This is a genomic window from Cyanobium sp. ATX-6F1 (assembly GCF_047395825.1).
Lineage (GTDB): Bacteria > Cyanobacteriota > Cyanobacteriia > PCC-6307 > Cyanobiaceae > ATX-6F1.
Genome location: NZ_JBCEBF010000003.1, coordinates 808,242 through 828,569, shown reverse-complemented (window position 1 = coordinate 828,569; position 20,328 = coordinate 808,242). Strand labels below are relative to the sequence as shown.

Here is a 20,328-nt window from a genome sequence, read left to right as displayed (position 1 = left end):
TGGGTGAACCGATCACGTTCCCTGCCACCAGCCGGGTGAGCGACTGCCTCTACCGCGCCCTGGGGGTGCTCGCCCTGATGGCCCAGGCGACCTGGTTTCTGACGCCGCTCTCGTTCGCGAAAACCGGCATGCCCTTGCTGGTTCTGTGGTCGTTGTTCGTGACCTGGAGCACCCTGCGGCTGGTGCACCTGCTGGGCCAGGAGACGGTGGTGAATGGCCAGGTGCTAATGGGGGCGGCCGCCGGCTATCTGATGCTGGGCCTGACGGCGGGGTTGCTGCTGAGCGTGCTGGAGACGGTGCACCCCGGCAGCTTCACCAGCGTCCACAACGAGGGCGGGCAGTTGCTGGTGCCGCGCCTGCGGGGGGCTGGCGCCGGTGCAGGTCTGGGAGCTCGACTTCGTGCGGCTCAACTACTTCGCCTTCGTCAGCCTCACCACCGTGGGCTACGGCGACATCCTGCCGGTGACGCCGGTGGCCCAGATCGCCAGCGTCAGCTTCAGCGTGATCGGCCCTTTTTATCTGGCGGTGGTGATGGGGCTGCTGATCAGCCGCTTCACGATCCAGGAAGCCAACCAGGGGAAGGACAATCGATCCGGGGATGGAGAGCATTAGCGCTCAGAGCTCGAGATTCCAGAGCAGATCAGGCCCCAGCCGGGTGAGCGCCAACTCCTTGAGCTCGGGGCCGTCATCGATGCGCTCCAGGCCCAGGTCGCCGAGGGGGTGCGGGCGGGCGGCCCCCCCAGCAGCTTCGGGGCCACCACGGCGGCCAGCTGCTGCACGCAGCCCTGGCCCAGGGCGGCGGCGGCCAGCTCCGCTCCGCACTCCCAGAGCACCCGGTTGCAGCCCCGCGCCGCCAAGGCCTCCAGCAGGGCGTCGGGCTCGCAGGCGGCCAGTTCCAGCCGCTCCACCCCGAGGCGCTCCAGACGGGAGCGGCCCTGCGCCGGCGCCTCCGGTCCATGGGCCACCAGGGTGGGGGCCAGCGCCGTGTTCCAGAGCTGGGCCTGATCGGGCAGATCCAGGCCGCGGCTGAGCACCACCCGCAGGGGCTCGCCCTGGCGCTGCCCCCGGGAAGTGAGCAGGGGGTCGTCGGCGCGCACGGTGCCGCCCCCCACGATCACCGCATCACAGCGGGCCCGCAGCCGGTGCACCCAGGAGCGGGCCTCGGGGCCGCTGATCCACTGGCTCACGCCGTTGGGCAGGGCTGTGCGGCCATCGAGGCTCATCGCCCACTTGAGGATCCCCCAGGGGCGGCCCGTGGCCAGGCGATGGAGGAAGGGCCTGTTGAGGGAGCGGGCCTGCGCCTCGCGCACCGCTTCGATCACCTCGATGCCGGCGGCCCGCAGCTGGGCCAGGCCGCGGCCGGCCACGCGCGGGTCGGGATCAGCCATCGCCACCACCACCCGCGCCACACCGGCGGCGATCACCGCCTCACTGCAGGGGGTGCGGCCGTGGTGGCAGCAGGGCTCCAGGGTCACCACCAGGGTGCCGCCCTTCGCCCGCTCCCCCGCCTGGGCCAGGGCTCCCACTTCCGCATGGGGCTGCCCGGCGGCGGCATGGAAGCCTTCGCCCACCAGTTGGCCGCCTGCATCGAGCACCAGCGCCCCCACCAGGGGGTTCGGGCTGGTGCGCCCTTCGGCCAGGGCCGCCAGCTCCAGGGCGCGGTCCATCCAGAGAGGCCAGGCGGCGGCGCCGCTCAACGGCCGCTGGTCGCCAACGCGCGCCACTGCTTGACCAGGTAGGGCGGCACCGCCAGCTCATCGATCGCACCGGGGAGCTTCAGGCGCAGGGGCCGGTTTTGCTGGAGATCGGCCAGCAGCGGCTCCAGATCGAATTCGGCGACGGCCGAACGGCCATCGCTCGAGAGCTGGGGGTTCTTCGCGGTGAGGTCGTCCAGGCTCCAGCGGAACGGCCCCGAGCGCACCTGCAGTGCCGTGGGGTGCTCCAGCCGTAGCTTGCCGGGGAAGCCCACCAGCCGCAGGCGCATGGGCCCATCGCCTGAGCCCTGGTGATAGGCCACCAGCTGCCAGCTCTGGTCGTCGAGGTCGCGCAGGCTTTCGAGGCTGCGCTCGATCGGATGGGCCCAGGCGGGCGCAGGGACCGCCGTCAGCCCCAGCAGCCCTGCGGCCCCAAGGGCGAGCGACAGAATCACCGCCATCACGTGCTTGATCCGCAAACTCCCCATCGGTTCAGGGCCGCCTGGCCGCACCGGGGATCGGCTCCCAGCCGGTGTGGGTGGCCCAGAGGGCCCAGATCGCCATCGCCCGCAGGTAGTGGCAGGCCCGGAAGGTGCCGACAGCCGTGATCGCCTCCGGGGTGCGGAACTGCAGTCCGCCCGCATACACCTGCTCGACCACGGCGCCGGTGATCGAAAGGGCGGTGCCCGTCTCGTCCAGCAGCCGGTAATAGGCGGCCAGGCCGAAGTTGATGCCGGTCCAGACCTCAAGCGGATGGGTGCCGTTGGGATCGAGCGGGGTGCCGTCACGGCGCAGGCCGTTGGCCACCCCGAGCCGGCCCCCTCGAAGCGCTCGAAGCAGGCCTCCTTGATGGCGCCCAGGGCGGAGCGCGCCCGCTCCTCGGCCACCACCGGCGGCAGCCCCAGCAGGCGGGCATAGAAATCACCGCAGAGCTGGTCGGCCATCACCACCGGTGTGCCGCTGCCGGCATCGATGCGGTAGAACTCGCCGTTCCAGAGCAGCGCGTCAAAGTTCGCCCTGCTCTGCTCCAGCCAGCCTCCGAACTCCCGCTGCTCGGCGCTGGTGTCGAGCCCCAGCTCCAGCTGCAGCCGCTGGCCCATGGCCAGGGCCGCCTCCAGGGCCGCGATCCAGAGGGCACCGCAGTAGGCACTCACCCCCTCCAGGGGCCAGTCGTCGAAGGTCTGATCCGGGGCGCCGCCGTTGTCGGGCAGGCCGTCGTTGTTGGCATCAAAGGTTTTCAGGTAGCGCAGGGCCTGCACAGCCGCCGGCCAGCAGTCGGCCAGAAACCGCAGGTCTTCGCCCGTGGGGGCAAGGGTGAAGGCACGCCAGACCTGGAGCACGAAGTCGGAGGCGAGGTCCTTCCAGAGGTTGCAGTCCTGGTAGGCGGTGTAGTTGGTGGCGTCGAAGGGGCGTTCGTTGGGGGCCCCCAGGTCGTGGGGGTGGCGCCGGCCACTTTGCGGGCCGCTTCCACCCGGCCGCGGCCCTGGGTGAAGTACCAGCCGATCGGCCGCGGCGTGGGGTCGGCGGCGGGGATGGCGCGGGCGAAATCCCGCAGCACCGCCTTGTCGAGTTCCGGCCAGAGCTGCAGCAGGGCGAAGGAGCCGTAGAGGCGCACGTCGAGGCTCTCGTACCAGGCGTAGTCGAGGCATTCGAGTACCCCGAAGCGGCCGACGGGATCGCTGGGGCTGGCGGCGGTCCAGAGGCTGCCGCCGCTGGCCAGGTCGTAGAGCTCGTTGAGCAGGGCCATGCGTAGCGGCTCGGGCAGATCGGCCCGCTCCAGCACCGGTGCCTGCCAGGCCTCGATCTGCTCGCGCCAATCCCGCCAGTCGAGCAACGCTTCAGCGGCGATCGCCGCAGCCTGGCGCCCGCCGGCGCCGAAAAAGTCGGTGTAGCGGCGCAGGGCGCGGGTGCCGGTGGCAAACGCCGTGACGGGGAGATCCCAGCTGATCACCACCGGCAGCTCGATCGAGGCCCCGGGCGCCAGGGTGAAGCGCAGGGCGATCGCGGCACTGGCGGGTTCGTTCGCGGCGCTGGTGCGTTCGTCGTCGCGGTCGGGGATCGAGCCATCACGCTCAAAGCTCTCCCAGAGCTCGGCGCCATCGCCCGAGGGGTCCCAGCGGCTGCAGCGCAGCACCTCCACCCCCTCCAGGTCGTCGGGCACCGCCAGGCACCACTGGCCCTGGCCTTCGGCGATGGGTTCGCTGCGCGCTCCCTCCAGCAGCACCCCCTTGAGGCCGGGGGCGTCCACCCAGCGGTTGTGCTGGCCGCCGGTGGCGCCGATGGCCGGCACGTAGTTGTGCTCCGGGCTGCCGTCATCGCGGAAGGTGACGGCGGCGCTGGGGTCGGTGTTGGTGAACCAGCCGCTGGTGTTGCGCCAGCTGAGCAGCAGCGAGAGCTCCAGAGGCTGATCGCTGGGGTTGCTCAGACTCCAGCGGAAGACCGCCACCGGGTAGCTGCTGCGTTGGTAGTCGCCGGGAAGAATCGGGCTGAAGGCCTCACAACCCACCGCCGCCTGAAACACGCCGTCGTAGCGGAACCAGCTGAGCGGGTAGCGGGCGGCGTAGGTGCCGGTGCTGCGCAGGTTGCCGTCGCTGCCGGTGGTGCTGGCGGGGTACCAGCTCCAGGCGCCCAAGGGAGCGCCGCTGGCCCCGGGGCGGGAGTCGTCCCGTTCGGGGGCGGTGGCCAGGGCGTGGGCGCGGCAGCCGCTGCCGCTTTTTTCAAACAGGGCGAACTGGCAGTCGGGCAGGGAGCCGAACCAGTGCTCACCGCCATCCAGGTGCCAGAGGTTGAAGGCGCCGTCGGGGCCGCGGCCGAAGCAGCCCGCCCCGAAGCCCCCCAGGGGCGCTCCGTGGTTGGGGCCGTCGTCGAGGTTGCTGGCGTAGCGGACGGTGTAGGGCTTCTCCCAGCCCAGCCCAAAGGGCCGTTGCCAGCTGGCGGCGGGGGCCTGCCAACCGGAGCTGCCCGCTCCAGAGCCCTTGCCCCGCAACAGCTCGTGGAGGGCAGAGAGGCCGAGGCGCGCCATGGCAGAGCCGGAGGTGGGCCCAGCTTGTCAGAGGCGGGCGCCGCTTGTCAGAGGCGGGTGCCGCCGGGGGCTCGGGGGTTCTCCGCGTCGCTGCTCACCTCCTGGTCGATCAGGGCATCGAGGGTGACGGCCGAGCGCACCAGGGCCTGGTAGTGCTGCACCACCCGCCGGTTGCGCTCCAGCCAGGCGCCAGGATCGCCGCCGTCGGCCGCCAGCAGCTCCCGCTCCCCCTGCTGGGCCAGCAGGGCGATCACCAGTTCATGGATCCGTTGGCGGCGCTCGCCCATGGGCGTTGGGGTGGGGAGTTGAGCATCATGATCCGATCGGTGGGAGCAAGCGGCGGTGGAATCCCAGCGGCAGCCAGGCAGCCGGATCAATGACCCGCCAGGAGAGCGCATCGACGTGCTCGGCACCGATGCCGGCGGCGTGGACGCGCTGGCGGCCCCGGCCCTGGCGCTGTTGCGCCAGGCGGATCTGGTGGTGGCGCCGGAGCGGCTGCTGGCGGGAGCCCAGGCCTGGTGGCAGCGGGAAACAGCAGCGGGTCGGCTGGATCGCCCCCTGCCCCGGCTGCTCGCCAGCGACCGGCCCGATGAACTGATGGCCCCCTGGGGGCGGCCCTGGCGGCTGGTATGCCCGCCGTGGTGCTGGCCAGCGGCGATCCGCTCTGGTTCGGCATCGGCCGGCTGCTGGTGCAGCACCTGGGCGCCGGCGCCCTGCGCTTTCATCCCGCCCCCAGCTCCCTGCAGCTGGCTTTTGCCCGCCTGGGCCGCCCCTGGCAGGACGCCAGCTGGATCAGCCTCCACGGCCGCGACCCCGAACCCCTGGCCCAGCGGCTGCAGCAGCGCCCGCCCGCCCTGGCGGTGCTCACCGATCCCGGCCGCGGCGGCGCCGGTGCGGTGCGCCGGATCCTTGTCGCCTCAGGCCTGGAGGCGTCCTACGGCTTCTGGCTGTGCGAACGCCTGGGCCACCCGGCCGAACGCGTGCAGCGGCTGGCGCCTGGGCAGCCCCTGCCGGTGGATCTCGACCCCCTGCATCTGGTGCTGCTGATTGCCGAGCCGCCCGCCGATCCCGATCCGGCTTCCCTGCCCCTGTTCGGCCTCGACGATGGCCTCTGGCTGCAGCAGGGCGACCGGCCCGGACTGATGACCAAACGGGAGGTGCGCATCCAGCTGCTGGCGGATCTGGAGCTGCCCGCCACCGGGGTGCTCTGGGATCTGGGCGCCGGTGTGGGCAGTGTTGGCCTGGAGGCCCTGAGGCTGCGGCCGGAGTTGAAGCTCTGGGCCCTGGAGCGCCGGGGCGGCTCGGCGGCCTTGATCGCCGCCAACGCCCGACGCTTTGGGGTGACTCCCGCGGGGATCCTGGAGGGTGCTGCCCCCGAGGCCCTGGCCCAGCTGCCTGATCCCGACCGGGTGCTGATCGGCGGCGGCGGCCGCGATCGCGCCGCGATTCTTGCGGCCGTCCTGGAGCGCCTGCGGCCCGGCGGGCTGGTGGTGTTGCCCCTGGCCACCCTCGAAGCGCTCGCGGAACTGCGGCCGCTGCTGGAGCGCTCCGGCCTGGCGGTGGCGGTGGGCCAGCTTCAGGCCTGGCGCGGGGCCCCGTTGGCCGAGGGCACCCGCCTGGCGCCCCTCAACCCGGTGCTGGTGCTCAGGGGGCGCCGATCCGCTGGTGCAAGGGCGCCGGCTTGAGGCCGGTCAGCCAGCGGATCGGCGCCGGGCTGCCGGGGGTCAGCCCCAGGGCGGCCGCCTGGCCTGCCGCCAGTTCCACAACCCCGTCCACCTTCTGCTCCGGGCCGTAGCTCCGGCAGGGCAGCCGCGGGCAGGGGGTCGCCGCCGCTTCGATCGCCACCACCCGCTCCCCAGCCACGAACAGCATGTCGAGCGGCTCGGGGGTGCGGTGCATCCAGAAGCTCACGGGCTGGGCGGGCTGGAAGCGGAACCACATGCCGCGCAGGGGCGCCAGGGGTGGCCGCTGCATCAGCCCCCAGGCGTACTGACGGGGGGCACGGGGCACCTCGAGCTGAAGGCAGCGGGGGGCGCCAGGACGCCCGTGGCGCTGGCGAGCGGCGGCAGGCACCATTCGGCCTCGATGGGCAGGTACTGGGGCGGGCCCAGCGGTTCAACCGCTTTGGACTGGGCGGCTTTCGGGGCCGAGGGGGTGGCGGCGATCAGGGCCGCGAGGACGAGGCTGAGGCTCATGCTTCGGGGGGCTCCTGGTGGGGGATCCCCTGGTCGGGGAGCCCGTCACTGAGGCTGTACCCGCGCCCCCGCAACGTGTGCAGCAAACGCCGCTCGCCTCCTTCTTCGAGCTTCTGGCGCAGGTAACGCACGTAGACCTCCACCACATTGCTGGCCACTCCCTGTTGCCCCTTCCACGCCGCCGCCAGGATCTGCTCGCGGCTCAGAATCTGACCGGAGTGCTCCAGCAGGTGCACCAGCAGGCCGTACTCCCGGGCGGTGAGGGCCACCAGGCGCTGCCCGCGCCGCACCGTGCGGTTGCCGGGGTCGAGGCTCAGGTCCGCCAGCTGCAGCAGCGGTGAGCGGCCGCTGCTGCGGTCCATCACCCGAGCATGCAGCCGCAGCCGCAGCAGCAGATCGCTGGGGGGGAACCCGAGAGCCAGAAATCATCGGCCCCGGCGCTGAGGCAGCTGGAGCGGGCGTCGACGCCGTCGCTGCCGATGTCCAGCAGCAGCGGCACCCCGGGCAGGTCCTGGCGCAGCAGGGCGATGGCCGACTGGGTCTCCGCCGCCAGCACCACCACGGCCGGGGGCGGATCCACCAGCAGGGCGCGTTGCTGGGGCAGGGCCAGGTCCTCCAGGCTCAGGCAGAGGGGCTCATAGCCCGAGGCGCTCAGGCGCGAGGCCAGGGGATGGGAGGTGCGTCCCAGCAGGAGCACCCGGGTCATGGGGCCTGCTGGTGGGCGCCCGGTTTGGCCACGTGGGGCAGCCCCCAGCCCAGCTTGTTGCGCAGCACCTGGAAGAACTCATGGTCCTGCAGGCGGATGAAACGGGCGGAATGGTCGCTGCGGCGGATCAGCACGCGATCCTCCGGCCAGACGTAGCAACCGGCGCTGCCGTCCACCACCATCATCAGCCGCTCGGGAGTGGCCGGAAACACCGTCACCGGCTCCCGATCGCTGAACACCAGGGCGCGGGAGGCCAGGGAGTGGGGGGCGATCGGTGTGAGCTGCAGCACGGGGCAGTCGGGGGTGATCACCGGTCCGCCGGCGCTGAGGGCGTAGGCGGTGGAGCCGGTGGGGGTGGAGAGGATCACCCCGTCGGCGGCGATGTCCACCGGAGCGTGGCGGCCGATGGCGATCTCGAAGTGGCACATGCTCGTGAGCGGCTCGCGGTGCAGGGCCATCTCGTTGAGGCAGAGCACTTCCCAGCGACGCTGCTCGCCCCGCATCACGCTCACCACCAGCATGCTGCGCTCCTCAACCGTCCAGCGGCCGGCGATCAGCTGCTCGAGCACCGTGTCGAGTTCGTTGAGGTAGGCCTCCGCCAGAAAGCCCAGGTGGCCCGTGTTGATGGTCAGGATCGGCAGGCCGATCGGGGCGGTCTGGCGGGCGGCCGAGAGCACGGTGCCGTCCCCCCAGCACCACCGCCAGGGCCATCTCGGCGTGGAAATCGCTGGGCACGCAGGCGCTGTAGCCCAGGTTGCGCAGGTGCTGGTCGGGGTTGGCGAAGCCCACCATGCCGCCGGAGCTGCTGGCCCGCAGCACCCCATAGCCGGCCCCCACCAGCCGGCGCTCGATCGCATCGGCGGTGTTGACGGCCAGATCCTTGCCGTCGTTCACGATCAGTCCGACGCAGGGCACCGATCGGGAGCGTGGGTGAGCTGAGTTTATGGAATCACCTGGGCAGGAGACCTTCAGAACTGTTCGAGGAAGCGCAGGTCGCTGCTGAACAACCGGCGGATGTCGTCGATGCCGTGGCGCACCATGGCGAACCGCTCCACCCCCAGGCCGGCGGCGAAGCCGCTCCAGCGCTCCGGATCGAGCCCCAGGCCTTCGAGCACCGCCGGATCGACCATGCCGCAGCCCATCACCTCCAGCCAGCGGCCCCGCCACTGCACATCCACCTCGGCCGACGGCTCGGTGAAGGGGAAATAGCTGGCCCGGAAGCGCACCGGCAGGTCGCCGAAGAAGGCCTGCAGGAAGGCGGTCACCGTGCCGCGCAGGTGGCTGAAATCCAGCCCCTCGTCGATTGCCAGCAGCTCCACCTGGTGGAACACCGGCGAATGGGTGGCATCGACCGCATCACGGCGGTAGACGCGCCCGGGCGCCACGATCCGCACCGGGGGTGGGTTCTTCTCCAGGTGGCGGATCTGCACCGGCGAGGTGTGGGTGCGCAGCAGTTCGTGCTCCGAGAGGTAAAAGGTGTCCTGCATGTCCCGCGCCGGGTGGTGGGGCGGGATGTTGAGGGCGGTGAAGTTGTAGTGGTCGGTTTCGATCTCCGGGCCCTCCTCCACCCGGTAGCCCAGGCCGCAAAAGATGTCGACGATCTCCTCGGTGGTGGTGATCAGGGGGTGGCGGTGGCCCACCGGGGTGTAGGTGCTCGGGGCGGTCACATCCAGCCGCTCGCGCTCCAGCTTCTCGGCCAGGGCCGTTGCCTTCATCCCCGCCAGGCGCTCCCCCAGCTGCGCCTGCACCAGTTCCTTGAGCACGTTGGCCCGTTGGCCCACCAGCGGGCGCTCGTCGGCGGGCAGCCGCCCCATGGCGCCAAGCACCCCGGAGAGGCGGCCTTTCTTGCCCAGCAGGGACACCCGTAGGGCTTCAAGCGCGGCCGGACTGTCCGCGGCGGCGATCTCAGCGCTGGCCTGGGCTTCAAGCTGCTCCAACTGGTCGGTGAGCGCCTGCAGGCTCAATGGGGCGCTCACGGCGTGGCAACGGGGGCCATTAACTGTAGGTAGCGACGTCTGGCGCACCCGGACGCGCCCAAGGGGCGACCTAGTTTGCGCTTCTCACGGACGCGCCCATGGGCCCCCTGCGGATCCTGATCAGCAACGACGACGGGGTCTTCGCCGATGGCCTCCGTGTCCTGGCGGCCGAGGCGGCGTCCCGGGGGCATCAGGTCACGGTGGTCTGCCCCGACCAGGAACGCTCCGCCACCGGCCATGGGCTCACCCTGCAGACGCCCTTGCGGGCGGAGCGGGCCGATGAGCTGTTCGCCGCTGGGGTGCGGGCCTGGGCCTGCAGCGGCACTCCTCCGACTGCGTCAAGCTCGCCCTCTCCAGCCTGCTGGAGGAACCCCCGGAGCTGGTGCTCTCGGGCATCAACCACGGCCCCAACCTGGGCACCGACGTGTTTTATTCCGGCACGGTCTCGGCGGCCATGGAGGGCACCCTCGACGGGCTGCCCGCCCTGGCGGTGAGCAGCGCCTGTTTCCAGTGGCGCCAGTTCGAGCCCGCCGCACGCCTGGCCCTCGACGTGGCCGAGCAGGTGTTGGCGGCGGGCTGGCCCGAGGGTTTGCTGCTCAACCTCAACGTTCCCGCCCTGCCCGACGGCTCGATCGCGCCGCTGCGCTGGTGCCGGCCGGGGGTGCGCCGTTACGTCGACCAGTTCGACCGCCGCAGTGACCCGCGGGGCCGCACCTATTACTGGCTGGCGGGGGAGGTGGTGAATGATCTGGAGTCGGCCGGCGCCGGCCCCAGGACTGGCCCACGGATGTGGCCCAGGTCCATGCCGGTGGTGCCGCCCTCACGCCCCTGCAGCCGGAACTGTTCTGGAGAGGAGGCCTGGAGGCCCTGGGCGGACTGCTCCGGGTCGATCTTCAGCGCGGTCGGTAGATCCGCTGCAGCAGCCACAGGCTGATGATCAGCCCGAGCAGGTGGGCGAACAGCACCTGGGTGTTGCTGAGCACCGCGAGCATTTCGATCGAGGTGATCGGCAGCCCCACCACGCGGCCGCCGGCGCCAGGCACCCCCTGCATCTGGGCGCCGAAGAAGCCCGGCACCTGCTGGGAGGCCTGCACGAACAGGCTGCCGGCCAGGGCCTGGTAGCCCACCGCCGCCAGGGTGAGGCCGACCAGATCCGCCAGCAGCCCGCGCTTGACCAACCGCGCCGTTTCGCCTTTCGAGGGGTGGGCGGGGCTGGCCAGGGCGCGGCCGCAGAGCACCACCAGCCAGCCCTGCCAGAGGCTCCAGAGCAGCACGAAGAACGAGAGCGTGGTGAGCGAGAGGCCCGGGCCCAGCCCCAGGGCCCGGGAGGAATTGGCCGCCATCTGGCCGCCGATGTTGTTGAAGATCAGCACCCCCACCACCACGATCCCCAGGGCCAGCTGAAACCAGAAGCGCACCCAGCCCACGCGCCGCAGGGCGGCGGAGATCTGAAGCAGATCGAGGCGATCGGCCATGGGGAAGGGGCGGGGGCGGAAGGGAGTGTGCGCCTCAAACTTGCCATGGGAGGATCGATCGGGCGAGGCACACTCCCCTGATTTGATTCCGCTGCGATCGCCCCAGGAGGCCCGTCGGCCCACGGCGGTGGCCCTCGGCAGCTTCGACGGACTGCACCGGGGCCACCGGCGGGTGATCGAGGCGGTCACGGGTTGGCGGCCGGCCGCGCTTGGCACCGCTCCTGGGCCAGCTCCCGTGCCAACGGTGTTGAGCTTTTGGCCCCACCCCCGGGAAGTGCTCTTTGGCGACACCCGCCTGCGGCTGGACCTGCCGGTGGAGAAGCTCAGCCTGTTGGAACCGCTGGGCATCGAGCAGCTGGTGCTGGTGCCGTTTGATCGCGCCCTGGCGGCCCTGAGTCCGGCCGCCTTCGTGGAGCAGGTGCTGGTGGGCCAGCTGCAGGCCCGGGTGGTGGCCGTGGGGGAGAACTTCCGCTTCGGTGTCGGCCGCTGCGGCGATACCGCTGAGCTGGTGGCCCTCGGTGCCCGCCATGGGATTGACGTGCAGGTGCTGCCGATGCTCCAGGACAACGGTGAACGTTTCAGCAGCAGCCGCATCCGCAAGGCCCTGGCCATGGGTGATCTGGAGGAGGCCGCGCGGCTGCTGGAGCGGCCCTACCGCTTCAGTGGCCGGGTGGTGCGGGGCCGCGGCCTGGGTCGGGAGATCGGTTGGCCCACGGCCAACCTGCAGGTGGACGGCCGCAAGTTTCTGCCCCTGGAAGGGGTCTATGCCGCCTTCGCGCAGCTTGATGGCGGGCCGCCGCTGGCGGCGGTGATGAACCTCGGTCCCCAGCCCACGGTGGACCCCATGGCCCCCTCGGCGGTGGAGGTGCACCTGCTGGACCGGCAGCTGGAGCTGGAGGGCCGTGAGCTGGTGGTTGAACCGGTGGCGTTGCTGCGCCGTCAGCAGCGCTTTTCCGACCTGGAGGAGCTCAGTGCCCAGATCGCCCGTGACGCCCAGCAGGCCCGTGAGCTCACCGGCGCCCGTGGCGCCCCAGCGGCCATGGCTGGCCTGGGCTCAGGCGGCGGGGTAGGCGTTGGTGAGGCCCCAGACGATGAAGGCACCGATGCCCCCCAGCAGCAGAATCCCTGAAATCAGCACCAGCATCGGGTTTTCCGCTTCTCCCTGCGCCATGGCTGCTGGACCGCTCACACTCCCGCCACCCTAGGCAGCCCCTTTCGCCCGCTTCGCCATCTCCAACACCAAGTCGATGGAGTCTTCGCCCCAGGATCCCCCCAACACCGGCCAGCCGGTCGATCGGCCAGCGGAGGCGGGCCGAGAGGCAATCGCCCGGCTGCTGGATGCCAATTTGGACCGGGCCCGCGAGGGCCTGCGGGTGATCGAAGACTGGTGCCGCTTCGGCCTGGACCGCGATGATCTGGTGGCCCGCACCAAGGACCTGCGCCAGCGGCTTGGGTTGCTGCACGAGGACCGCTTCAAGCAGGCGCGCCACACCGCCTCCGACCCGGCCGCCGGCCTGGGCCATCCCGCCCAGGAGTCGCGGCGGACCCCTTCCCAGGTGGTGGCGGCCAACTGTGCCCGGGTGCAGGAGGCCCTGCGGGTGCTGGAGGAATTCGCCCGCAGCGAGGCTCCGGAGCTGGCCCGCCAGGCCGCCGCCGGGCGCTATGCCCTCTACGACCTGGAGCTGGCCGTGCTCAGGGCCCGCCAGGGCGGCCATGAACGCCGCGCCCAACTGGCCCAGTGCCGGCTCTACCTGATCACCAGCCCCTCGCCCCAGCTGGAGGCCGCCGTGGCCGCCGCCTTGGAGGCGGGGGTGCGCCTGGTGCAGTACCGCAGCAAGGACGCGGCCGATGGCGAGCGTTGGCGGGAGGCGCGCGCCCTGCGCCAGCTCTGCGCCCGCCACGGGGCCCTGTTCATCGTCAATGACCGCCTTGATCTGGCCCTGGCGCTCGACGCCGATGGGGTGCATCTGGGCCAGGGGGACCTCCCCCGCCGTGGCCCGCCGCCTGCTCGGGCCGGAGCGCCTGATCGGCCGCAGCACCGGCGAGCTGGCTCAGCTGCACCAGGCGGTGGCCGACGGCTGCGACTACGTGGGGGTGGGGCCCGTGAACGCCACCCCCACCAAGCCGGGCCGGGCGCCCATCGGGCTCGCCTACGTGCGCCAGGCGGCGAGCGAATCGCCGATTCCCTTCTTCGCCATCGGTGGCATCGAGCTCGCCACCCTGGCGGCGGTGCGGGCGGCGGGGGCCAGCGGGTGGCGGTGGTGCGGGCGATCACCGGGGCCGCTGACCCCGGCCAGGCCAGCCGAGACCTGCTGGCGGCCCTGGCATGAGCGCAGCGGAGATGATCGCGGTGCTGCTCAATGGTGAACAGCGTTCCTGCCCCGCGGGCCTGGATCTGGAGGCGGCCCTGCGCCACTTCGGCTACGAGCCGCGCCTGGTGGTGGTCGAGTTCAACGGAGCGATCCTCCCGCGCGCCCACTGGCCGGATCAGCTGGTACGGGAAGCCGATGGGCTCGAGGTGGTCACCATCGTGGGAGGGGGTTTCTAGAGTCATAAGCATCTATCAGGTGACAGCGTTGTCCCCTTCACGGCGTTTCCTGATCCTCCGTCGACTCTGCGGCACCCTCCTCGTGCCGGTGTTTCTGGTCGGCCTGCTGTTGGCGGCACCGGCGCCCTCCCAGGCGGCCAGCGGTGGCCGCATCGGCGGCGGCAGCTTCCGCTCGGCCCCCTCGATGCCCCGCAGCTACGGCGGTGGCGGCGGTGGTTACCGCGGTGGCTACGGCGGCGGTTACGGCGGGGGTATGGGGGTGGCATCGGCTTTCCCTTCCTGATCCCGATCTTCGGCTTCGGCGGTGGCGGCCTGTTCGGATTTCTGATCCTGATGGCGATCGTGGGTGTGATCGCCAACGCCCTGCGCGGTGGCTCCGGCGCCCTGATGGGAGGCGAGGGCGGTGCGATCGAAGCCCCGCGCCGCGATGGTCCGGTGGCGATCGCCCAGCTGCAGGTAGGCCTGCTGGCCTCGGCCCGGGAGCTTCAGGAGGATCTGCGCCGCCTCGCGGGCAGCTCCGACACCAGCTCCAACACTGGTCTCCAGAGGGTGCTTCAGGACACCACCCTGGCCATGCTGCGCCAGCCCGATCTCTGGGTCTACGCCAATGGCGAACTGGGCCAGGTGGCCTTCGCCGCGGCCGAGTCCACCTTCAACCGCCTCTCGATGACCGAGCGCAGCAAGCTGCGCAGCGAGGTCACCTCTAACGTGGCCGGCCAGCGGCAGAACTCACCCACCACGGCCGTCGGCAATGCCGATGCCACCAGTGATTTCATCGCCATCACGCTGCTGGTGGCCAGCCGCGGGCGCATTCCGCTCAAGGCGGTGACCACGGCCGATGAGCTGCGCGAGGCCCTGCGGGTGCTCGGTTCGGTGCCCTCTGCCGAATTGCTGGCACTGGAAGTGATCTGGCAGCCGGAGGGCGCCGGTGAGGTGCTCAGCACCGAGGAACTGCTCACCGCCTACCCCCAGCTCCAGCACCTCTGAGCCCCTTGCGGAAGGGTGCGGCGGGCTGCACACTGCGATCCAGTTCCAGCCCCCACGGATGGCACCAAGGCCGGTTGAATGGGTGAACACACCGGTGCTGGTTGAGGCTCTGCAGCGCTACGAACTGGGCCTGCTGCCCCTGTCGATGCGCCGCTGGGTGGAGACGCTGCTGGAGCTTCCCCCAGCCGATCGGTCTCCTCAGAGCGCCTGCTCTGAAGCCCCCTGAGGCGACCCCCTGAGCATGCGCAGGGCCGCCATGGCGGCCCCATAGCCGTTGTCGATGTTCACCACCAGGAGCCCCGGGGCGCAGCTGGCCAGCATCCCCTGCAGGGCCGCGTGGCCCCCTTCACTCACCCCATAGCCCACCGACACCGGCACGGCGATCACCGGCTGGGGCACCAGCCCCGCCAGCACCGTGGGCAAGGCTCCCTCCATGCCGGCGCAGGCGATCAGCACCCGGGAGTGCCGCAACTGCTCCAAGCGGCCCAGCAGCCGGTGCAACCCGGCCACGCCCACATCCACCAGCAGCGTGCTGGCCACCCCGGAGCAGCTCAGGGCCAGGGCGGCCTCCTGGGCCACCACCAGGTCGCTGGTGCCGCCGGTCAGGATCGTGACGGCAGCAGGCCCCGCCGGTTCTTCCAGGGGCCCCTGGGTGAGGCAGCGGCTCTGGGGGTGGTGGCGGCTGGCGGGGGCCAGCTCCAGCACCGCGGCCGCCTTGGCCGGATCCACCCGGGTCACCAGGGCCGGCTGACCCAGCTGGGCCAGGCGCTCGAGGATGGCGGCGATCTGTTCGGCGCTCTTGTGGGCGCCCCAGATCGCCTCGGCCATGCCCAGCCGCTGACGGCGCTCCAGATCCAGGTGCACCAGGCCCTCGATCATGCCGTCGAGGCCCTCAGGGGCCCTGGGTCCTTCTTGGCGCTGTCCTTTATGGCCGTGCCCTGGGGCGAGCGTCATGGCAACTCGCTGGTGGCTGGCTCCGGGGGGCGCTCGGGCACCAACTCAGCGGTCTCAACGATCGGGAAGGGGTTCACCGGCCGCTCACCGCTGGCGGCCTTACCGGTGCCGGGATCGTTTGCGGCCAGGCAACGGCGAGCGGCGGCTTCGAAGCGCTCCTGCACCTGGTCGAGTGTGGCGGCGGGGATCGATTTCCAGTCGCTGCGGCTGGCCCAGCCGATCAGGATCAGCCCCTCCTGCCGCGCCGCATCCCAGAGCAGCTGGCGGCCGCGGTAGCCACGCTGCTGGTCCAGCCAGGGTCCCCAGCTGGAGGCTTCCGCCTGGAGCCAGCAGGCCCGCGCCGAGGCGGGCACGCTCAGGCGCAGCAGTTCCACCACCTCGGCCTGATCGGCCAGCGGCGTCGGAGCTGCGCCGCTGGCGGCCGCTGATTGGGGTTGAAGAAGCGCCAAGAGAGCGATCACAAGCCAACCAAGAACCATAGACAGCCACTGCCCCCGGCGGGATGGCGATGACGGTCGGGGCCGGGCGCTCGCCATGGGGATCAGGGTTTGTGCAAGAGCGCCACGGCGTGGCAGGCGATGCCCTCTTCGCGGCCCGTGGGACCGAGCCCTTCGTTGGTGGTGGCTTTGACCCCCACCTGCTCGGGCTCCAGCCCAAGGCGGGCGGCGATGGCGCTGCGCATGGCCGTGATGTGGGGCTTGAGCTTGGGGCGCTCCGCCACGACCACCGTATCGAGATTCAGCACCTGCCAGCCGCGCTCCCGCACCAGGGCCATCACCTGCTCCAGCAGCACCAGGCTGTCGGCCCCCTTCCAGCGCGGGTCGTCGGGGGAAGTGCAGGCCGATGTCCCCCAGGCTGAGGGCCCCCAGCAGGGCATCGATCAGGGCGTGCACCAGCACATCGGCGTCGCTGTGGCCATCGAGCCCGAGGCCATCGGGGTGCTCCAGCCGCACCCCCAGGATCAGCGGCCGACCCGGCACCAACCGGTGGATGTCGTAGCCGTTGCCGATGCGCAGTTGCATGGGGCTGCTCGCGGTTCGCTCCAGCTCAGTCTTTCAGCCCCTGTTGCTCCAGCCAGCGGGCATGGAGATCGGGCCGCCGCTCGGCGGTGCGTTGCTGTTGCTGCTCGAAGCGCCAGCGGGCGATGGCGCCGTGGTCGCCGCTGCGCAGCACTTCGGGCACCTCCTGGCCCCGGAAGTTGGCGGGGCGCGTGTAGTGGGGGTGCTCCAGGAGCAGGGTGCTGTGGCTTTCCGACTCGAGGGACTCTGCCGTGCCCACGGTGCCCGGCAGCAGCCGCACCACCCCGTTGATCACCACCATCGCCGGCAGCTCGCCGCCGGTGAGCACGAAATCCCCGATCGAGACCTCCTCATCGGCCAGGGAGCGGATGCGCTCATCGAAGCCCTCGTAGTGGCCACAGAGCAGCACCAGCTGGTCGTGGCCCGTGGCCCAGCGTTGTAGGTCGGCCTGCCGCAGGGGCCGGCCCTGGGGGCTCATCAGCAGGATGCGCCGCCGGGCTAGCTGCGGAATCGACTCCACCGCCGCGAACACGGGTTCGGGCTTGAGCACCATGCCGGCGCCGCCGCCATAGGGTTCATCGTCCACCTTGCGGTAGCGGTCGTTCGCGAAATCACGGGGGTTGTGGGTGTGCAGCTCGGCGATGCCGGCGGCAAAGGCCCGGCCGATCACACCGAGGCCCCGCAGGGGGGCGAAGGCCTCGGGGGCCAGGCTGACCACATCGAGCCTGAGGCCGCTCATGCCTCCTGGGCGGGGGGACGAGCGACACGGCGGATTTCGGAGCTGAAGCTGGCGTCGCTCGGGCGGCCATCGGCGAACCGCTCCACGGTGCTGCGCAGGCGCAGGTTGGGCTTGGTGAACCAGATGCGCTCGCGCCGCTCCCGTTCGCCCTGCTGCACCACCAGCTCAAGGCTGCCGTCGGGCCACAATTCCCAGGTGCCGCGCAATGGGGCGTTGTCGTCGGCGCTGCTCCCGGCCTGGAAGCCACCGTCGACCCCGAAGCGCAGATGGCGCGACGGCTGGCCCTTGGGGGTGAACGTCAGAGCGCCGAGATCGCCTTCGCCGCCAGTGGCCTGCCATTCCACCCGCAGCTCGCCGCGCTCGCTGGCATGCCAGCTGTCATCGCCGCCGCTGGTCAGGGCGAAGCGGCTGCGCAGGCTCATCCATTCGCCGGCGCAGAACGCCAGAAAGCCCGCCAGATCCTTGGGCGGAAACGGAGCGCTGCTGTCGGTCAAGGGGAAAGGACGGGGCGGTGCGGTGGTTCCATCCTCTCAGCCGCTGGCCGGGCTGGCCTGGAGCGCTTAACCGTCTCCCCGATAGCCAAGTTCCGCCAGCTTGGAGGGATTGCGGCGCCAGTTCGGCACCACCTTCACGAACAGCTCCAGATAGACCGGCCCGTCAAACACCTTCTGCATCTGCAGCCGGGCGCCGCTGCCGATGGTCTTGAGCATGGTGCCGCCCTTGCCGATCAGGATCCCCTTCTGGCTGGAGCGCTCCACCAGCACCGTGGCCAGCACGGCGGTCCGAGGGCCGTCGTCGACGATGCGATCGATGCTCACCGCCACCGAGTGGGGCACCTCCTCGCGGGTGTGGTGCAGCACCTGCTCGCGGATCAGCTCCGAGAGCAGCAACTGCTCCGGCTGATCGCTGACCGCGCCGGCGGGGTAGAGGTGGGGGCCCAGGGGCAGCCGGGCGGCGAGGGCCTCCACGAGCTCCCCGGTGCCGGCGCCGGTGGTGGCGCTGCAGGCCAGCAGGGGCCAGTCCAGGGGCGCAGGCCGCTCGCCCCAGGGGGACGTGTCCGGGTCAATGCCCAGCAGGGCGCGGTAGCTGGCGGCGAGCTCCTCGGCGCGGGCGGGATCGACCAGGTCGCTCTTGTTGAGGGCCACCAGCACCGGGGCGCGGCTGTGGCGCAGCAGCTCGACGATGAAGCCGTCGCCCCGGCCCGCCGGCTCGCTGCCATCCACCAGCAGCAGCACCACATCCACTTCGCCAATGGCGCCCCGGGCGCTCTGCACCAGGCGCTCGCCCAGCAGGTGGTGGGGTTTGTGGATTCCCGGGGTGTCCAGCAGCACCAGCTGGGCGCTGGGGGTGGTGAGGATGGCCCGGAGGCGGTTGCGGGTGGTCTGAGCCACGGGGAGGTGATCGCCACCTTCTCGCCCACCAGCTGGTTGAGCAGGGTGGATTTGCCCACGTTCGGTCGGCCGATCAGGGCCACGAAGCCGGAGCGGAAGCCCTCTGGGCTGCTGGGGAAGGCTTCCGCCGCGAGCTCAGCGGGCGGTGGATCATGGATCTCCATAGCCTTCACACTGCCAGCCCACCGGCCCGATGCCCGATACCAACGCCGCCGATACTCAAGCCGCCGACACAACAGCCCCCGCCTCCGGCTCCCCCGCCACGCCCAGCTTTCCCCAGGCGATGGAGATCGCCGGCCAGTGGTTGGCGCTCTGGGAGGCGGGGAGCTCAGCGATGAGGTGCTCGCCGATCGGGTGGGGGAGCTGGTGGCCAGCCTCGATGGGGCCCGGGGCTTCTTCGTGGTCGCCCTGGCCGGGGACAGTCCGCTGATGGACCGGCTGCCGGAAACCCTGGTGCTGAGCCTGCGAGGCGCCGGAGACCTGGTGGTGGACCTCACCGCCCGCAACCTGGCGATGAGCACGGCGATGGCGGTGCACCACGGGCGCACGGATGACGGGGACCAGCAGGCGGGATCGAAGCGGGTGCAGATTCGCTGCACGGAGCTGCTGCGGCTGCTGGAGCCTGGGGCGGTGAAGGAGCGACTGGAGCGCCTGCTGGCGGCCACCGCGGGCAGCGGCGACGATGTGGCGTTCCTGGAGCGCTGGGGCTACGACGGCGATCAGAAGGCCGCCATCGCGGCGGCGATCGAAGCGGTGGCCGAGTGATTCCGCGCAGCTTCCAGCCGCCCCCGGCGCCAGCCCATGAAAAAGCGCCCCTGGGGGGCGCCTGGCTTGAGAGCATCTGTGCCTCAGTCGCGGCGGCCGCCGCCGTTGAGGGCGATGATCAGCCGCAGGATGAAGATGAACAGGTTGATGTAGGTCAGGTACATGCCCAGGGCGCCGGCCAGGTACTGGTCGTCGCTGTAGGTGCGGGGCATCGTGTAGAAGTCGACGAAGGCCGCTCCCACAAACAGCACCGTGCCGAAGCCGGCGATCAGCAGCTCCATGCCGCCGCCGCCGAAGCCGGGCACGAAGATGCCGCCCACCACCTGCACCACCATGGCGATCAGCAGGCCGAGAATCCCCAGACCCACCACGGCGCTGAGCGATTGCCCGACGCTGTCGCTCATGCGCCGCCCCAGGAAGGAGGCGATCACGAAGGTGATGCCGGTGGCCAGGGCCGCCACGCCGATGGCGCCGATGCCGGCTGTGCCGATGGCCAGGGCGACGATGCCGCTGAGGGTGAAGCCCGTCAGCAGGCTGTAGAGGGTGAGCAGGGGCAGGGCGGTGGCGCTGTTCCCCTTCATCGCCACGTTCTGGGCCACGAAGAAGAGGATGAAGTTGCCGATCAACGCCACCCAGAACAGGGGCTGAAACAGGGCTGGGCTGGTGGCCAGCAGGGTCAGGCCGCCGGCCACACCGCCGGCGGTGAGCACCATGCCGCCACCCACGTAGGGCAGGGCCTTGTTGACCACATTGGGTCCCACGAGCGCGCTGCTCTGGGCTTCGCGGATCGCTTGCTGAAAATTGCTGCTGGCCGGCATGGCTCACCAGAGGGTTCGAACCTGTCCATCCTGCCAGCG

At 71.2% G+C, this 20,328-nt stretch carries 17 protein-coding genes and 10 pseudogenes; 9 read left to right on the top strand and 18 right to left on the bottom strand.

Features of this window, described 5'->3' with window-relative positions; translation table 11 throughout:
- Positions 1 to 375: 375 nt before the first annotated feature.
- Complete coding sequence (locus AAF143_RS16440; protein ID WP_414027399.1) at positions 376 to 612, top strand: potassium channel family protein; 237 nt, start codon at positions 376 to 378, stop codon at positions 610 to 612.
- Positions 613 to 615: 3 nt separating this feature from the next.
- Here the strand turns inward: AAF143_RS16440 and ribD are convergent.
- From ribD to AAF143_RS16420, 4 genes and pseudogenes are all read right to left on the bottom strand, one after another.
- A pseudogene (gene ribD / locus AAF143_RS16435) lies at positions 616 to 1,667 on the bottom strand (bifunctional diaminohydroxyphosphoribosylaminopyrimidine deaminase/5-amino-6-(5-phosphoribosylamino)uracil reductase RibD).
- Between the two features lie 26 nt (positions 1,668 to 1,693).
- Positions 1,694 to 2,155: a DUF3122 domain-containing protein gene (locus AAF143_RS16430; RefSeq protein WP_414027523.1), complete on the bottom strand. Its 462-nt coding sequence runs from the start codon at positions 2,153 to 2,155 to the stop codon at positions 1,694 to 1,696.
- Positions 2,156 to 2,186: 31 nt separating this feature from the next.
- A pseudogene (locus AAF143_RS16425) lies at positions 2,187 to 4,716 on the bottom strand (GH116 family glycosyl hydrolase).
- A 47-nt stretch (positions 4,717 to 4,763) separates the two neighbouring features.
- Positions 4,764 to 5,003, bottom strand: coding sequence for a hypothetical protein (locus AAF143_RS16420; protein WP_255009044.1), 240 nt, complete (start codon positions 5,001 to 5,003; stop codon positions 4,764 to 4,766).
- A gap of 85 nt (positions 5,004 to 5,088) precedes the next feature.
- Here AAF143_RS16420 and cbiE point away from each other — a divergent pair.
- A pseudogene (gene cbiE / locus AAF143_RS16415) lies at positions 5,089 to 6,401 on the top strand (precorrin-6y C5,15-methyltransferase (decarboxylating) subunit CbiE).
- Here the strand turns inward: cbiE and AAF143_RS16410 are convergent.
- From AAF143_RS16410 to pheS, 6 genes and pseudogenes are all read right to left on the bottom strand, one after another.
- On the bottom strand, positions 6,361 to 6,726 hold the full coding sequence (locus tag AAF143_RS16410; protein WP_414027398.1) for a DUF192 domain-containing protein: 366 nt from the start codon (positions 6,724 to 6,726) through the stop codon (positions 6,361 to 6,363). The pseudogene cbiE and the gene AAF143_RS16410 overlap by 41 nt on opposite strands.
- Positions 6,690 to 6,911, bottom strand: a complete 222-nt coding sequence (locus AAF143_RS16405) for a hypothetical protein (RefSeq protein ID WP_414027397.1) — start codon at positions 6,909 to 6,911, stop codon at positions 6,690 to 6,692. The genes AAF143_RS16410 and AAF143_RS16405 overlap by 37 nt, the downstream gene beginning before the upstream one ends.
- Complete coding sequence (locus AAF143_RS16400; protein ID WP_414027396.1) at positions 6,908 to 7,273, bottom strand: winged helix-turn-helix domain-containing protein; 366 nt, start codon at positions 7,271 to 7,273, stop codon at positions 6,908 to 6,910. The genes AAF143_RS16405 and AAF143_RS16400 overlap by 4 nt, the downstream gene beginning before the upstream one ends.
- Positions 7,273 to 7,617, bottom strand: coding sequence for a hypothetical protein (locus tag AAF143_RS16395; protein WP_414027395.1), 345 nt, complete (start codon positions 7,615 to 7,617; stop codon positions 7,273 to 7,275). The genes AAF143_RS16400 and AAF143_RS16395 overlap by 1 nt, the downstream gene beginning before the upstream one ends.
- A pseudogene (locus AAF143_RS16390) lies at positions 7,614 to 8,532 on the bottom strand (NAD(+) kinase). The gene AAF143_RS16395 and the pseudogene AAF143_RS16390 overlap by 4 nt, the downstream one beginning before the upstream one ends.
- Before the next feature lie 53 nt (positions 8,533 to 8,585).
- Entirely contained in the window at positions 8,586 to 9,593 is a 1,008-nt protein-coding gene (gene pheS, locus AAF143_RS16385) for a phenylalanine--tRNA ligase subunit alpha (protein WP_255009053.1), read from the bottom strand.
- A 98-nt stretch (positions 9,594 to 9,691) separates the two neighbouring features.
- Between pheS and surE the strand changes: the two are divergent.
- Positions 9,692 to 10,502: pseudogene (gene surE / locus AAF143_RS16380) on the top strand (5'/3'-nucleotidase SurE).
- Here surE and AAF143_RS16375 read toward each other — a convergent pair.
- Complete coding sequence (locus tag AAF143_RS16375) at positions 10,487 to 11,068, bottom strand: DUF3611 family protein (protein ID WP_255009057.1); 582 nt, start codon at positions 11,066 to 11,068, stop codon at positions 10,487 to 10,489. The pseudogene surE and the gene AAF143_RS16375 overlap by 16 nt on opposite strands.
- 82 nt (positions 11,069 to 11,150) lie before the next feature.
- Here AAF143_RS16375 and AAF143_RS16370 point away from each other — a divergent pair, with 82 nt between their 5' ends.
- The 5 genes and pseudogenes from AAF143_RS16370 (at position 11,151) to AAF143_RS16350 (ending at position 14,829) form a co-directional block, all read left to right on the top strand.
- Positions 11,151 to 12,197: a bifunctional riboflavin kinase/FAD synthetase gene (locus AAF143_RS16370; RefSeq protein ID WP_315859623.1), complete on the top strand. Its 1,047-nt coding sequence runs from the start codon at positions 11,151 to 11,153 to the stop codon at positions 12,195 to 12,197.
- A 118-nt stretch (positions 12,198 to 12,315) separates the two neighbouring features.
- Positions 12,316 to 13,398, top strand: a pseudogene (locus AAF143_RS16365) (thiamine phosphate synthase).
- Positions 13,395 to 13,616 (top strand): sulfur carrier protein ThiS, encoded by a 222-nt coding sequence (thiS, locus tag AAF143_RS16360; protein ID WP_414027394.1) that lies wholly within the window; start codon positions 13,395 to 13,397, stop codon positions 13,614 to 13,616. Before AAF143_RS16365 ends, thiS begins: the two are co-directional and overlap by 4 nt.
- Before the next feature lie 19 nt (positions 13,617 to 13,635).
- A pseudogene (locus AAF143_RS16355) lies at positions 13,636 to 14,603 on the top strand (DUF1517 domain-containing protein).
- An 82-nt stretch (positions 14,604 to 14,685) separates the two neighbouring features.
- Complete coding sequence (locus AAF143_RS16350) at positions 14,686 to 14,829, top strand: hypothetical protein (protein WP_414027393.1); 144 nt, start codon at positions 14,686 to 14,688, stop codon at positions 14,827 to 14,829.
- On the opposite strand, the gene larB is transcribed toward AAF143_RS16350, so the two are convergent.
- The 6 genes and pseudogenes from larB to era all read right to left on the bottom strand — a co-directional run bounded on the left by larB (position 14,802) and on the right by era (position 18,870).
- Entirely contained in the window at positions 14,802 to 15,482 is a 681-nt protein-coding gene (larB, locus tag AAF143_RS16345; protein ID WP_255009075.1) for a nickel pincer cofactor biosynthesis protein LarB, read from the bottom strand. The genes AAF143_RS16350 and larB overlap by 28 nt on opposite strands.
- Before the next feature lie 71 nt (positions 15,483 to 15,553).
- Complete coding sequence (locus AAF143_RS16340) at positions 15,554 to 16,006, bottom strand: TIGR03792 family protein (protein WP_255009076.1); 453 nt, start codon at positions 16,004 to 16,006, stop codon at positions 15,554 to 15,556.
- A 92-nt stretch (positions 16,007 to 16,098) separates the two neighbouring features.
- Positions 16,099 to 16,579: pseudogene (gene ispF / locus AAF143_RS16335) on the bottom strand (2-C-methyl-D-erythritol 2,4-cyclodiphosphate synthase).
- Between the two features lie 25 nt (positions 16,580 to 16,604).
- The gene (gene trmD / locus AAF143_RS16330; protein WP_255009078.1) at positions 16,605 to 17,315 is read right to left on the bottom strand and encodes a tRNA (guanosine(37)-N1)-methyltransferase TrmD; all 711 of its coding nucleotides are present in this window, start codon (positions 17,313 to 17,315) and stop codon (positions 16,605 to 16,607) included.
- Positions 17,312 to 17,809 (bottom strand): phycobiliprotein lyase, encoded by a 498-nt coding sequence (locus tag AAF143_RS16325; RefSeq protein ID WP_255009080.1) that lies wholly within the window; start codon positions 17,807 to 17,809, stop codon positions 17,312 to 17,314. Before AAF143_RS16325 ends, trmD begins: the two co-directional genes overlap by 4 nt.
- Positions 17,810 to 17,875: 66 nt before the next feature.
- Positions 17,876 to 18,870 (bottom strand): annotated as a pseudogene (era, locus tag AAF143_RS16320) (GTPase Era).
- Positions 18,871 to 18,989: 119 nt separating this feature from the next.
- Here era and AAF143_RS16315 point away from each other — a divergent pair.
- A pseudogene (locus AAF143_RS16315) lies at positions 18,990 to 19,471 on the top strand (hypothetical protein).
- Between the two features lie 83 nt (positions 19,472 to 19,554).
- Here the strand turns inward: AAF143_RS16315 and AAF143_RS16310 are convergent.
- Positions 19,555 to 20,289 (bottom strand): Bax inhibitor-1 family protein, encoded by a 735-nt coding sequence (locus AAF143_RS16310; RefSeq protein ID WP_255009084.1) that lies wholly within the window; start codon positions 20,287 to 20,289, stop codon positions 19,555 to 19,557.
- Positions 20,290 to 20,328: the final 39 nt, after the last annotated feature.

Coding starts and splice junctions, on each gene's coding strand:
- AAF143_RS16430 (WP_414027523.1), bottom strand. CDS start 2,155: ATGGCGGTGATTCTGTCGCTCGCCCTTGGGGCCGCAGGGCTGCTGGGG.
- AAF143_RS16420 (WP_255009044.1), bottom strand. CDS start 5,003: ATGGGCGAGCGCCGCCAACGGATCCATGAACTGGTGATCGCCCTGCTG.
- AAF143_RS16405 (WP_414027397.1), bottom strand. CDS start 6,911: ATGAGCCTCAGCCTCGTCCTCGCGGCCCTGATCGCCGCCACCCCCTCG.
- AAF143_RS16400 (WP_414027396.1), bottom strand. CDS start 7,273: ATGGACCGCAGCAGCGGCCGCTCACCGCTGCTGCAGCTGGCGGACCTG.
- AAF143_RS16395 (WP_414027395.1), bottom strand. CDS start 7,617: ATGACCCGGGTGCTCCTGCTGGGACGCACCTCCCATCCCCTGGCCTCG.
- AAF143_RS16375 (WP_255009057.1), bottom strand. CDS start 11,068: ATGGCCGATCGCCTCGATCTGCTTCAGATCTCCGCCGCCCTGCGGCGC.
- thiS (WP_414027394.1), top strand. CDS start 13,395: ATGAGCGCAGCGGAGATGATCGCGGTGCTGCTCAATGGTGAACAGCGT.
- larB (WP_255009075.1), bottom strand. CDS start 15,482: ATGATCGAGGGCCTGGTGCACCTGGATCTGGAGCGCCGTCAGCGGCTG.
- trmD (WP_255009078.1), bottom strand. CDS start 17,315: ATGAGCGGCCTCAGGCTCGATGTGGTCAGCCTGGCCCCCGAGGCCTTC.
- AAF143_RS16310 (WP_255009084.1), bottom strand. CDS start 20,289: ATGCCGGCCAGCAGCAATTTTCAGCAAGCGATCCGCGAAGCCCAGAGC.